This window comes from Enterococcus sp. AZ170 (assembly GCF_050545135.1).
Lineage (GTDB): Bacteria > Bacillota > Bacilli > Lactobacillales > Enterococcaceae > Enterococcus_L > Enterococcus_L ureilyticus.
The window spans coordinates 3,206,061-3,219,534 of record NZ_CP172947.1 but is presented as its reverse complement, the minus strand read 5'-3'; the positions used below and the strand labels follow the sequence as shown (position 1 = coordinate 3,219,534).

Genomic DNA, 13,474 nt, shown 5'->3' with positions numbered 1-13,474 from the left:
CAGATTCTTATATTTGTAAACCCTTAACCAAAATTCTCTCTGTTGTATTATTGATAAAATGATATTTCCATTATAATAAAAGGATTTCTATCTAATAAGCAGTAGAGCATAAAGAAATGTTTGACAATGCAATCGGTTGCGTTTATTATGATGCTAAGAAGCAACTCATTTACAGGAGGAGAGAAAATGAAGCATTTAGTTGAAATAGACCCATGGAAAATTACTACACATCAATTAGAACGTAATGAACGCCGTCTTCAAGAGTCACTAACATCAATGGGAAACGGTTATATGGGAATGAGAGGAAATTTTGAAGAACAATATTCAGGGGATCATCATCAAGGAACCTATTTAGCTGGTGTTTGGTATCCTGACAAGACGAGAGTCGGTTGGTGGAAAAATGGGTATCCTGAATACTTCGGAAAAGTTATCAATGCAGTCAATTTTATCGCGATGGACATTTTTGTGAATGGAGAAGCGGTAGACTTAGGTGTACAAGAACCAAAAGATTTTTACTTAGAATTAGATATGCGTAACGGGCTGTTGACACGCACATTCATTCTTGAAAACGGGAATACAAGGGTCAAATTCAGATTTGAGCGTTTTTTGAGTATTGTGCAACAAGAACTGGCTGTGGTTCGAGTAACGGCAGAAGTTCTTGAAGGAAGTGCAGAGATTCAAATTATCTCAAAAATCGATGGCGATGTTCGTAATGAAGATAGTAACTATGATGAAATGTTTTGGGAAGCACAACAATCTGGCTTTGAAGAAGCAATCGGCTTTTTAACAACTAAAACAATTCCAAATCCGTTTGGTATTGAACAGTTTAGTGTAACGGCCGCGATGAAACATATAACAGAGGCCAAAGTAGGTGTTGCCGAAACAGAGCCTTTAGTAGTACAACAATCATTTCAAGCGAAGCTACAAACAAACGAAGCGATCACGCTAGAGAAACAAGTCATCGTCTTAACTAGTCGTGATATTCCAGAAGCGCAACAACAAGAAAAGGCCATTCAACTATTGAAACAAACGACGAAAACCTTCGATGAATTATTGAGTGAGCAAAATGAGGCTTGGAAAAAACGTTGGGAACTGGCTGATGTTGTAATCGAAGGAGACGATGCAGCGCAACAAGGGATTCGGTTTAATTTATTCCAATTGTTTACGACCTACTATGGAGAAGATGAACGTTTGAACATCGGACCAAAAGGCTTTACAGGTGAAAAATATGGTGGTGCTACTTATTGGGATACAGAAGCTTACGCGGTTCCTTTATATTTAGCTTTAGCAAAACCAGAAGTAACAAAAAATCTATTGAAATACCGCTATAACCAATTAGAACAAGCAAAACATAATGCTCGCCAACAAGGATTAGCTGGTGCTTTGTATCCAATGGTGACCTTCACAGGAATTGAATGCCACAATGAATGGGAAATCACCTTTGAAGAAATCCATCGAAATGGTGCGATTGCCTATGCTATCTATAATTATGTGAATTACACGGGAGATAAGGAGTATTTAAAAAATGAAGGCCTGCAAGTTCTAACTGAAATTGCACGTTTCTGGGCAGATCGCGTTCATTTTTCTAAACGCACTGGAAAATACATGATTCATGGTGTGACAGGGCCAAATGAGTATGAAAATAATATCAACAACAATTGGTACACAAATACGATTGCAACATGGGTATTGCAGTATACCTTAGAGAATTACATGAAATATCAAGTAGAAACACCTGTAGACATTTCTGAAGAAGAGCAAGCACATTGGCAGGAAATCATCGAAAATATGTATTATCCATTTGATGAAGAGTTAGGCGTTTTTGTCCAACATGATACATTTTTAGATAAAGATTTACTGCCGAGAACAGCATTATCACCAGAGGACTTACCATTAAACCAACATTGGTCTTGGGATCGTATTCTACGTTCTTGCTTTATCAAGCAAGCAGATGTTTTACAAGGTATTTATTTCTTTGGCGAACGTTTTTCACGAGCAGAAAAAGAACGGAACTTCTTGTTTTATGAGCCGATGACGGTTCATGAATCTTCTTTATCGCCAAGTGTTCATGCGATTTTAGCGGCAGAACTCGGGATGGAAGAAAAAGCGGTAGAAATGTACCAACGGACAGCTCGTTTAGATTTAGATAATTACAACAACGATACAGAAGATGGTCTGCATATCACCTCAATGACAGGGAGTTGGCTTGCAATCGTGCAAGGCTTTGCGCAAATGAAGACGGCTGATGAAAAATTAAGCTTTGCACCGTTTTTACCAAGTACTTGGACAAGCTATGCCTTCCATGTGAATTATCGTGGGCGATTGTTATATGTAACGGTTGATAAAGATCACGTTCGTTTACAACTTGTTTCAGGCTCAGAATTGCCATTAACACTATACGGACACAATGTCGTTTTGGCTGATGAATTAGTGCGTGAGATGGAAAAGGTGAATGAGGATGTTTAAAGGTGTTTTATTTGATTTAGACGGTGTGCTAACGGATACAGCGGAGTATCATTATCAAGCATGGCAACGGTTAGGAAAAGAGATTGGGATTACGATTGATCGTGCCTTTAATGAAGAACTGAAAGGGGTTAGTCGTGAAGATTCATTAACGTTACTACTAGCTCATGGTGGAAAAACAAATGCCTTCACTTCAGAACAATTTACTGAGTTAGCAGCGCGAAAAAATGAGTATTACGTGGAAATGATCCAACAAGTCAGTCCAAAGGATGTTTATCCAGGGATTTTAGAGTTGTTAAAAAGCTTAAAAAGACAAGGAATCAAACTCTCTTTGGCTTCTGCTAGTAAAAATGGTCCTTTTCTATTAAAAAAAATGGAGTTGAAGTCCTATTTTGATGGTATTGCTGATCCGGCCGAAGTTGCAAAGGGAAAACCTGATCCAGAAATTTTTCAATTAGCAGCCAAAAACGTTGGGTTGACAGCAGCAGAATGCATCGGAATCGAAGACGCTAAAGCGGGTATTCAAGCCATTATTGCAAGCCAGGCGTTACCGATCGGTGTGGGGCGTTCAGAAGATCTTGGGACGGATATCGCACTTGTTTCGTCCACGAAAGAATTAACGTTCGAGTTCTTACTATCTATCTGGAACACAGCGAAAGCAGAGGATTGATGCCAAGGAATCATTCCTGAATGAAAAGACGATAACAACAGAGTACCAATCTATGGTATTATTTTCTACGATAGAATGATTTTATAAGATTCATCATGAAAGGAGGAGAATAGATGACAATTACTGTTAAAGATGTTGCTAAAAAAGCTGGTGTGGCTACTTCCACTGTTTCCAGAGTGATCAACGACCACTCAAGTATTTCAGATGCGACGAAGAAAAAAGTCTATAAGGTAATGGAAGAAATGGGTTATGTGCCCAACATTGCTGCGAGAAATCTCGGGAAACGCTCATCAGGTGCAGTTGGGGTGATTTTACCACCTTTAGATTCTCGTGAACGTATGGGAAATCCTTTTTACTTGGAAATCATTGAGTCGATCAATGCTGAAGCGCGCAAACACAGTATGACAACAGCGATTGCTACGGCGCAATCTTTTGAGACGTTGTTAGAGAATGTTCAACTGATGCATCGTCAAAAGCAAGTCGATGGATTCATCTTACTATACTCAGATAAAGATGATCCAGTCATCGATTATCTATTCGAAAATCAAGTTCCCTTCTCATTGATCGGTCAGCCGTATACAAATGAAGATAAGGTCATTTATGTGGATAATGATAATCAATTACTCGGAAAACATGCGACAGATTACTTAATTGAAAATGGGCATAAGGATATTTTGTTTATTACGAATACGACCCATGAAAATGTTTATTATGAGCGTTATTTTGGCTACCAAAAGGCGATGATGTTAGCAAATTTGACGGTATTTCCTTCAGTAGATATGGAAAAACCGGAAGATTATGTAGCGTTTGAACAGCTTTTAAAAGAAACAAAAGCAACAGCGGCTGTCGTGATCGATGATATTTTTGCGATGCGAATGATTCAATTAGCGCAAATGTATGGCTATCGCGTGCCAGATGATTTTTCGGTGATCAGTTTCAATAATTCGATTTATGCAACACTCGTTCATCCTTATTTGACCAGTATCGATATCGATATTGCAGAACTTGGCAAAATGGGGATGCAAAAGTTGATCGAATCATTACAGGAAAAAGCGGCGACAGGCGTTCGGATGGTGATTCCTCATAAACTGATCAAAAGAGAGACAGTCCTTTCTTTGAAAGCGATAGAATGATTTTACTAGCTAATTTTAATGATGAAATAAGGAAGGATAGGACAAAAAAATTGCTTTTGTTCTTACCGTTAAATCGGATTCCTTGAGACTGAGATATGACTCTACGAGTCATATCTCAGTCTTTTTTACTATTTGGAAATTAAATGATAATAGAAAATAATGGATTATTTGGTTGACAAATGGACTATTCTGCCTTAATATAAAGAAGAAATGATTCGACTACAAATATAGTCATTGTGATTTTGATTATAAAAATGAAGTAAGTAAGGGGGCTGGGAAAATGGAAGCAAAAACATTCGATATAGAAGGGATGACGTGTGCCTCATGTGCACAAACAGTCGAAAAGGCAACAGCCAAACTAACGGGTGTGTCAAAGGCAACGGTCAACTTAGCGACAGAAAAGCTAAATGTTGAATATGATGAAAGCCAACTTTCAGAAACTGACATTCAAAAAGCAGTAGCCGATGCAGGGTATGAAGCATTGAGCAATCTCCAACAACGAACATTTGATATAGAAGGAATGACGTGTGCTTCATGTGCGCAAACGATTGAAAAAACAACAGGAAAATTGAACGGCGTTACAAAAGCATCTGTCAATTTAGCCACAGAAAAAATGGTCGTCGATTATGACCCATCAATTTTAAATGTCTCAGATATAACAAAAGCCGTAGCCGATGCAGGGTACGGTGCAGTCGAACAAATAGATTCGGTTGATACGGTAGACAAAGACCGCGAGAAAAAACAAAAACACATCAAAGATATGTGGCAACGTTTTTGGCTGTCAGCAGTGTTCACGGTACCTTTATTGTATGTTGCAATGGGACATATGGTTGGATTACCATTGCCAGCTTTCATTGATCCAATGATGCATCCTGAAACGTTTGCTCTGGTCCAGTTGATTTTAACGATGCCTGTTTTATATTTGGGCAGAAGCTTCTTTATTGTCGGTTTCAAGGCGCTATTCAAAGGACATCCGAATATGGATTCTTTGGTCGCTCTAGGAACCAGCGCTGCTGTAGCCTATAGTTTGTATGGTACGGTGATGATTTTTGCCGGAGATCCGCAATTTACGATGGCCTTATACTATGAATCAGCAGGTGTTATTTTAACGTTGATCACATTGGGAAAATATTTTGAAGCTGTTTCAAAAGGAAAAACTTCTGAAGCCATCAAAAAATTAATGGGCTTAGCACCGAAAAATGCTCGTGTTTTCCGTAATGGTCAAGAAATGGAAATCCCAGTCGACAGCGTTCAATTAGAAGATATTATTGTCGTCCGTCCAGGTGAAAAAATCCCAGTGGATGGTGTTGTGATCGAAGGCTCATCTGCCATCGATGAATCCATGCTGACAGGTGAAAGCATGCCTGTTGAGAAAAAAGTTGGCGACAATGTTATTGGCGCAAGCATCAATAAGAATGGTAGTTTCCGTTTTAAAGCAACTAAAGTGGGTAAAGATACTGCTTTGTCTCAAATTATCAAGTTGGTAGAAGATGCCCAAGGCTCGAAAGCACCAATCGCTAAAATGGCGGATAAAATTTCCGGTGTCTTTGTACCGATCGTGATGGTGCTAGCTGTTTTAGCTGGTTTAGCATGGTATTTCTTAGGACAAGAATCTTGGGTTTTCGCCCTAACAATTACGATTTCCGTTTTAGTTATCGCCTGTCCTTGTGCTTTAGGATTAGCCACACCAACTGCAATCATGGTAGGAACAGGAAAAGGTGCTGAAAATGGCGTATTGATCAAAAGTGGGGATGCACTTGAAACGACGCACAAAATCCAAACGATCGTTTTCGATAAAACAGGAACAATCACAGAAGGGAAACCCAAAGTAACGGATATTTTAACCGCAAACGGCTTGGAACAAGATGAGCTACTACGTTTAGCGGCATCTGCTGAAAAGGGCTCAGAACATCCATTAGGTGAAGCAATTGTTAATGGAGCTGAGAAAAAAAACTTAGCTTTTGCTGCAACAGAAGGATTTAATGCCATTCCAGGGCATGGAATCGAAGTAACGATCGAAGGCAGCCATTTATTATTAGGAAACAAAAAATTGATGGATGATCGTGCTATTTCTTTAGGTGATTTAGGAACGACTTCAGATCAATTAGCGGAACAAGGAAAAACACCGATGTATATTGCAAAAGACGGTATGATCGCAGGTATTATCGCTGTTGCAGATACGATCAAACCAAACAGCATTCCCGCAATCAAAAAACTACATCAAATGGGCATCGAAGTTGCGATGATCACAGGAGACAACAAACGGACAGCCCAAGCGATTGCGAAACAAGTTGGAATCGACCGTGTCTTAAGTGAAGTCTTACCAGAAGATAAAGCCAATGAAGTAATGAAACTTCAAAATGAAGGAAAAAAAGTTGCCATGGTTGGTGATGGCATCAATGATGCCCCTGCGTTGGCACAAGCAGATATCGGGATTGCGATTGGTTCTGGGACCGATGTTGCGATGGAATCAGCAGATATCGTATTGATGCGCAGTGATTTGATGGATGTACCGACAGCAGTAGAGTTGAGTAAGGCGACGATCAAGAATATCAAAGAAAACTTATTCTGGGCATTTGCTTATAACACGCTAGGTATTCCAGTTGCGATGGGCGTGCTCTACTTATTCGGCGGTCCATTGTTAAACCCAATGATTGCAGGAGCTGCCATGAGTTTTAGTTCAGTGTCTGTATTGTTGAATGCATTGAGATTGAAAGGCTTTAAGCCTTCAGCGTTGAAGAAATAAGAGCTACTAATATCTATTTAAGTGAAAAGAAACGAAAAACCGACTATTTTCTTAGCAAACAGTAAAAAGATTACTGATTCTAAGATAATTAGTCGATTTTTTTTATATAGAAGTGTAAAAGCGAAAATAAGGAATTTTATACGACGATCGTCAAAATTTCATCTTTTGTTTGGCGTTTTTTCTGGTGTATTTATAGTCAAGTTGATTTCCTCCATTTATTTAAAAGTTTATCGCGTTAAGCAATAAGTGACTTTAGTGTAATGGAAGTAAGGATCATTGTAAATCGGGGAATTTTTTTATACCAACTGGAGCCAACGTTCGCCCATACTCTGTTACGGAATAACTCACAACTATGGGCTTTTCCTGTATGACGGTTCGTTGAATGAGCTTATCTGCTTCTAAGTCTTTTAATTGTAAGCTCAACATCCGTTTAGTGATACAAGGGAGAAAGCGGTGCAATTCACTGTAACGATAAGCAACTTCAAAAATTAAATGGTACAGTAGCACGCATTTCCATTTACCTGAAATTAGTTGTAAGGTTGATTCTACAGAACAACCATCTAAACAATTATGGATTTTTCTTTTTTTCATTTTCTCATGTCCTTCTATTCATTTTCTTCCACTGACTGGAACAGGAACTGCGTTGCCTAATTGCCTCAGTTTAGCATTGACTGACTTTCAAGATGTGATCGGCACAGCTGGTGCGCTCTTTAGTCTGGGTTATTAAGCTTGTTCACCTTTGGAATGAGTCTACTTGATAAGGGAACCTTATACATGATACCAGTGAATTTTTTGGTGATTGGAAGTGTGATGCTGCTTTTAACGCGAGCATTTCTTTTTTCAAAGGATATACAAGCGTCCCAAAGAACATTTACTATAATGAATCAACAATGCATCTGCGTAAAATGCTGTGCAGATGTTTTTTTACATAGAGCGTTTCTTTTTTTGTTATAATTGGAGATAGGAATAAACAAGTGAGGGGCGAGTTGGTTGAAAGAAATTTTACTACAAGCGATAGGTTTTTGTTTTATGATATTTTTAGGCTATTTAATGAAGCGGATCGGACTGTTGAATAAAGCAGACGGGAGCATGTTGTCTGTGATCATTGTAAATATCACGTTACCTGCCACAGTGATCGTGAGTTTAGCGAATGTAGTCGTTTCAGAAACACTATTTTTCTTGCTGATTATGGGGATCATATTGAATGTTCTCGTGATTTTGATTGGCAGTCAAGTCAGTAAAAAGCGTTCTGTTTTAGAACAGAAATTTCAAATGTATACCATGTCTGGCTATAATATCGGTAATTTTAGTTTGCCATTTATTCAAGGTTTTTATCCTTTGGCAGTACCTTTTCTGTTGATGTTTGATATCGGAAATAGTGTGATGCTGACGGGTGGGAGTACGCTACTAATCGATAAAATGGTTGGCTCTAAAGAGGAAACTACGTTGAAAAAAATTAGTTTATCGTTGCTTAAATCTGCTCCTTTTACAGCCTATCTGATCATGTTATTGCTTAGGATCGGCCAAGTTAGATTACCTGTGGAGCTATTAGGGATATTGGATATGATGGCAAAAGCCAATGGTTTTTTATCAATGTTTATGATCGGGTTGTATTTTGAATTAAGACTGCCTAAAAAAGCGCTCCACTTAGTTAAGGAAGTTTTGTTTTGGCGGTATCTATGTGGCGCAGTATTAGCGTTGTTGTTTGCGTTTGTTGTACCATTGTCGCCATTATTACGAATTGTTCTAGTTGTCTTGTGCTTAGCGCCAATGCCGACATTTTCGGTGATCAATAGTGTTAAGGCAGGCATGCCTGAGGAAACGGTTGGCTTTACTTCTTCTGCGAGTATTTTGATTAGTTTGGTTTTGATGACGATTGTGATGATGTTGATGGGATGATACAAGTAAAAAAGAGAGCAAGAAAAACACACAAAGGTATTCGTCTTGCTCTCTTTAACTGTTTATCGGTTTGACGTCTGTATCTTACTTAGTGATCAAGCGTTCCGCAATTTGGAAATCACCTTCATAAGGCATATCTTTCCCATGGACCTTTTGGTACAAGTCTGCCCCTTTACCAGCTAAAATGACAGCATCTTCCGCTAGGCTGATTGCCAGAGCTTCTTTGATTGCTTCACTGCGGTCCGCGATTATTTTGGTCGGGATGTCTGTTGTGATGTGGGCTTTGATTTCTTCACAAATAGTGACTGGATCTTCATCGGCTGGATCATCGGTGGTTAAAATCGCAATATCCGCTAATTCAGATAAAACAGCCCCAAAATCTTTGCGTCTTGAAATCGCTTTGTTTCCTGTGCTACCGATCACAACAAGTAAACGACCAGTTGGATGTTCTTCTTTGACAAACGTTAAAAGATTCTTTAGACTGTCATAATTATGCGCATAATCGACATAAACTTTCGCACCATTTGTATTCGTCAATAATTCCATTCTTCCAGGGACGGTCGTTTCTTTGACTCCTTGCTGACAGTCATTTCGATCTGCGCCTACTAAGGCACTCGCAAGAATAGCGCTTAAGGCATTTCCTTTATTGAAATCGCCACCCAAACGAAGTTGGTAGTCACCGGTGACCATTAGTTGATCCTCTTTTGCTTCAATAGAAAAAGCTAGGGAATCTACTGGATCTGTTTGGTAGCAATAGTCGGTATCCAATGCTGCTTGATTGCCATAAACAAGATAAGGAATACTGTAAAGCTGCGCAGTTTCTTTCAACAAGTGAAAATGATCCGATTCATGGTTCAAAATCATCGTTTTCGACTGTTTGATTAGTTGCCGTTTGCAATAAAAGTAATCATCATATGTTGGATGTTCGATCGGGCTGATGTGATCAGGTGTAATGTTTAAGAAAATACCCACATCAAAAAATAAACCATAGACGCGATTGGTCTTGTAGGCTTGTGATGAGACTTCCATAATGAAGTGACTCATGCCGTTGCTCACTGCTTCATTCATCATTTTATAAAGATCAAGGGATTCTGGTGTTGTTAAATGGGATTTAAAAAATGTTTGGCCATCTAAAGTCGAATTCATAGTAGACAACATCGCTGTTTTTTTGTTTGTTGTCTGATCTAAAATGAATTTAGTGAAGTAAGCAGCTGTTGTTTTTCCTTTGGTCCCTGTAAAGCCGATCAGTTTCAATTTATGTTGTGGATAATCATAGAAAGTCATGCTCAAAACAGCCATTGCTTTTTTGATATCTGTGACAATGATTCCCAATGCTGCGGGCACGTCATAAGGTTGTTCTGCTACATAACTATCAAGACCAGCTGCGACTGCATTTTCTAAGTATTCAGGTTTGAAATTGAGTCCTTTACAAAAGAAAAGTGTCTTAGAACTTACAGTCCGGGAATCATAAGAAAGAGCATCAAATGTTTTGTCAGCCAACGAGTTAGGCAGAGTCAAAGACCAAGTTTGCGTAGAAACAAATTCTTTTAAGAGATGTTCTTTAAGTAAACATTCGCGGATTTTTTCTAAAGAAATAGTCATCATTACGCCTCCAAGCGGTTTTTAAAATCTGAATGTAAGGTTTTTGGAATAAAAATCTGTTAGAAATTCATCATACAATTTAAATGTTAAAACTTCAAGATGCTTGCTGGAAGAGGACGAAAAAAACACGGAGGAGTTCATCGCCTAAAGTGAAGAATTTCCAATATAATTTTTCTATTAAAATAACAAATACATATTAGACATATTTATGTGAAATATAAAGAAAATTATGAATTAAAAGCGATATCTAGTACTTTTATCTTTGAATATAAACAAAAAAAGAAATAGTTATAAATGAAGTGTTTATTTGGTTTTTAGATATTTCAAAAATGAAAACGACTGTTTTTTTACAAAATCTGTGAGGAAACGATAAATAAGTTAATTTATTCAAGAAAGTCGTTGCATATACTTGATTTAACAATTAAAATAAAGAAAGCATGTTCAAAGAAAGTTGGAGGAGTTAAATGATAAATCAACCAAATCCTGCTGATCAACCGATCTTGACTAACCAAGAAAAAATGGTTAAAGGATCGGCTTGGATGACAGCTAGTAATATAATTTCTCGTTTGTTGGGTGCGGTATATATTATCCCATGGTATGCATGGATGGGAAGTCACGCTAATGAAGCAAATAGTTTATCTTCAATGGGGTATACCGTATACGCTCTCTTTTTATTAATATCTACAGCAGGAATACCTGCAGCAATCGCCAAACAAACCTCTTATTATAATTCGTTGAATGAATATAAGATCAGCCGACAGCTTTTTTACAAAGCGCTTCAATTAATGGCTATTTTAGGAGGTATTTTTGCCATCGTCATGTATTTAGCTTCTCCTTTGTTAGCGAAATGGTCTGGTGGGGGAGAAGAATTGATTCCGACGATGCGTTCGCTCAGTTTAGCTGTTTTGATTTTTCCATGTATGAGTGTTGTTCGCGGTTATTTCCAAGGAAACCAAGATATGATGCCCTATGCTTTGTCTCAAATCGTTGAGCAGATTGCTCGTGTCTTTTATATGTTATTGACAGCATTTATCATCATGAGAGTTTTTGAAGGGAATTATGTTGATGCTGTGACCCAATCAACACTGGCAGCATTTATCGGGATGTTAGCAAGTCTCATTGTTCTAATCTACTATTTTCACAAACAAAAACCGATGTTTGACTATTTGGCAGCACATAGTGCCAATGAACACAAAGCTTCAACTCGTGATTTATTGACGGAAACACTAAAAGAAGCATTGCCATTCATCATTGTAGGTTCAGGTGTAACAGTCTTTAAATTAGTCGATCAATTTACTTTTTCTAATTTTATGAATACATTTACGACTTATTCAGGAAGCCAGTTAAGAACGCTGTTTGCGATTTTTAATGCAAATCCGGACAAATTAACGATGGTCGTGATTGCTTTAGCAACCTCGATTTCAGCGACAGGATTGCCCTTGATTACTGAAGCGATTACGTTGAAAAAATATCGAGACTTATCAAAGTTGATCAGTAATAACTTACAGTTATTCATGTTTGTTATGCTGCCAGCAACCTTTGGTATGATCGTTTTAGCTAAACCTCTTTATACGATGTTTTATGCGCCAGATGCGCTAGGCGTTTCCGTATTGATCCAAGCTTGTTTTGCAGGACTATTTATGGGTCTTTATATGTTATCATCGACGATGTTGATGGGGATGTACGAAAATGAGGCAGCGATTAAATATTTTGCTTTAGGCTTAGTGTTGAAATTGATCGTACAATACCCAAGTATTCGTTTGTTTGAAGTGTACGGTCCTTTGATTGCGACAATGATCGGTTTTTCCTTGTCTTGTTTCTTGATCATGAGAAAAATCAAGAAAGTCAGTCACTTTAATTTTGGCTTGACATTGCGACGTGGATTATTGATTTTCTTGATCACATTAGTAATGATGATTGCCGCAATTGTGATGCGCCAATTCTTGTATTTATTCTTAGATCCGTCACGTAAATTCCAGTCTTTCTTGATCATTATGATCGTTGCCGCATTTGGTGGTGCGGTATATGGCTATATCACGTTAAAATTACGTTTAGCAGATAAGTTGCTGGGAGCGGGCGTAGGTAAAATTCGTCGTAAGCTAAAAATAAAATAGAACAATAAGAGGTTGGGATGTGACTCATGGAGTTATGTTCCATCCTCTTTATTAGAAAAAATAAGTTCTGATAGTAAGGGGAAACATATGCGTTTAGATAAATTTCTTGCAGAAACAGGTGTTGGCAGCCGTAAAGAAGCCAAGCAGTTGCTGAAAAAAAGTATGGTTACTGTAAACGACCAAGTAATCAAAGAGGGTAAAACACAAATTGATGAAAAACAAGATGTTGTTAAATTTGCTGGGGAAAAATTGACTTATCAAAAGTATTACTACTATATGCTGCATAAACCTCAAGAGGTGATCTCAGCGACAGAAGATAAATGGGATCAAACCGTGATCGATTTATTGCACGATGAAGATTTCCGAGAAGATTTATTCCCTGTTGGACGTTTGGATAAAGACACAGAGGGGTTGTTGCTACTGACAAACGATGGTCAGCTGGCTCATCAATTATTGTCACCTAAAAAACATGTAGATAAAGAATATTTTGCAGAAGTTGCAGGAATTGTGACAGAAGAAGACATTGATCTATTTGCTGCAGGATTCGCTTTAACGAATAAAGAGCTGGTAAAACCAAGCCACCTAACGATCGAAGCTGTAGATGAACAAAATCAGCTGTCAAAGATTCGCTTGATTATCCAAGAAGGCAAGTTTCATCAAGTAAAACGAATGTTTGAAGCAGTTGATAAAAAAGTCGTTTACTTAAAACGTCTGCGGATGGGCAGTTTGTGGTTGGATGAAAATCTAGCATTAGGTGAGTATAGAGAACTAACTGCAGCAGAGCTTGAAGGATTAAAAGGAAAAGTATAGTCTGATCGAACGAATGTTGCAGATTCAAACATTCCAT

At 38.1% G+C, this 13,474-nt stretch carries 9 protein-coding genes; 7 read left to right on the top strand and 2 right to left on the bottom strand.

Annotated features, from left to right (window positions below; all coding sequences use genetic code 11):
• The first annotated feature begins 126 nt into the window (after nucleotides 1–126).
• The 4 genes from IGJ55_RS15390 (at nucleotide 127) to IGJ55_RS15375 (ending at nucleotide 7,012) form a co-directional block, all read left to right on the top strand.
• A complete protein-coding gene (locus tag IGJ55_RS15390) occupies nucleotides 127–2,466 on the top strand; it encodes a glycoside hydrolase family 65 protein (RefSeq protein WP_430608170.1) in 2,340 nt (779 codons plus the stop codon).
• Complete coding sequence (gene pgmB, locus IGJ55_RS15385) at nucleotides 2,459–3,133, top strand: beta-phosphoglucomutase (RefSeq protein ID WP_429948425.1); 675 nt, start codon at nucleotides 2,459–2,461, stop codon at nucleotides 3,131–3,133. Before IGJ55_RS15390 ends, pgmB begins: the two co-directional genes overlap by 8 nt.
• A 113-nt stretch (nucleotides 3,134–3,246) precedes the next feature.
• Entirely contained in the window at nucleotides 3,247–4,266 is a 1,020-nt protein-coding gene (locus tag IGJ55_RS15380) for a LacI family DNA-binding transcriptional regulator (protein ID WP_069640303.1), read from the top strand.
• A gap of 280 nt (nucleotides 4,267–4,546) precedes the next feature.
• Entirely contained in the window at nucleotides 4,547–7,012 is a 2,466-nt protein-coding gene (locus tag IGJ55_RS15375) for a heavy metal translocating P-type ATPase (RefSeq protein WP_429948426.1), read from the top strand.
• A gap of 273 nt (nucleotides 7,013–7,285) precedes the next feature.
• Here the strand turns inward: IGJ55_RS15375 and IGJ55_RS15370 are convergent, their stop codons facing one another.
• Entirely contained in the window at nucleotides 7,286–7,603 is a 318-nt protein-coding gene (locus IGJ55_RS15370; RefSeq protein ID WP_069640301.1) for a winged helix-turn-helix transcriptional regulator, read from the bottom strand.
• A 399-nt stretch (nucleotides 7,604–8,002) separates the two neighbouring features.
• Here IGJ55_RS15370 and IGJ55_RS15365 point away from each other — a divergent pair, with 399 nt between their 5' ends.
• Nucleotides 8,003–8,911: an AEC family transporter gene (locus IGJ55_RS15365; RefSeq protein WP_083244373.1), complete on the top strand. Its 909-nt coding sequence runs from the start codon at nucleotides 8,003–8,005 to the stop codon at nucleotides 8,909–8,911.
• Nucleotides 8,912–8,995: 84 nt separating this feature from the next.
• Here IGJ55_RS15365 and IGJ55_RS15360 read toward each other — a convergent pair whose 3' ends face one another.
• Nucleotides 8,996–10,513 (bottom strand): UDP-N-acetylmuramoyl-L-alanyl-D-glutamate--L-lysine ligase, encoded by a 1,518-nt coding sequence (locus tag IGJ55_RS15360; RefSeq protein WP_429948431.1) that lies wholly within the window; start codon nucleotides 10,511–10,513, stop codon nucleotides 8,996–8,998.
• Between the two features lie 464 nt (nucleotides 10,514–10,977).
• Between IGJ55_RS15360 and IGJ55_RS15355 the strand changes: the two genes are divergently transcribed.
• Nucleotides 10,978–12,627, top strand: coding sequence for a putative polysaccharide biosynthesis protein (locus IGJ55_RS15355; RefSeq protein WP_069640299.1), 1,650 nt, complete (start codon nucleotides 10,978–10,980; stop codon nucleotides 12,625–12,627).
• Nucleotides 12,628–12,714: 87 nt separating this feature from the next.
• The gene (locus tag IGJ55_RS15350; protein WP_069640298.1) at nucleotides 12,715–13,437 is read left to right on the top strand and encodes a pseudouridine synthase; all 723 of its coding nucleotides are present in this window, start codon (nucleotides 12,715–12,717) and stop codon (nucleotides 13,435–13,437) included.
• Nucleotides 13,438–13,474: the final 37 nt, after the last annotated feature.

Coding starts and splice junctions, on each gene's coding strand:
- IGJ55_RS15390 (WP_430608170.1), top strand. CDS start 127: ATGCAATCGGTTGCGTTTATTATGATGCTAAGAAGCAACTCATTTACA.
- pgmB (WP_429948425.1), top strand. CDS start 2,459: ATGTTTAAAGGTGTTTTATTTGATTTAGACGGTGTGCTAACGGATACA.
- IGJ55_RS15380 (WP_069640303.1), top strand. CDS start 3,247: ATGACAATTACTGTTAAAGATGTTGCTAAAAAAGCTGGTGTGGCTACT.
- IGJ55_RS15375 (WP_429948426.1), top strand. CDS start 4,547: ATGGAAGCAAAAACATTCGATATAGAAGGGATGACGTGTGCCTCATGT.
- IGJ55_RS15370 (WP_069640301.1), bottom strand. CDS start 7,603: ATGAAAAAAAGAAAAATCCATAATTGTTTAGATGGTTGTTCTGTAGAA.
- IGJ55_RS15360 (WP_429948431.1), bottom strand. CDS start 10,513: ATGACTATTTCTTTAGAAAAAATCCGCGAATGTTTACTTAAAGAACAT.
- IGJ55_RS15355 (WP_069640299.1), top strand. CDS start 10,978: ATGATAAATCAACCAAATCCTGCTGATCAACCGATCTTGACTAACCAA.
- IGJ55_RS15350 (WP_069640298.1), top strand. CDS start 12,715: ATGCGTTTAGATAAATTTCTTGCAGAAACAGGTGTTGGCAGCCGTAAA.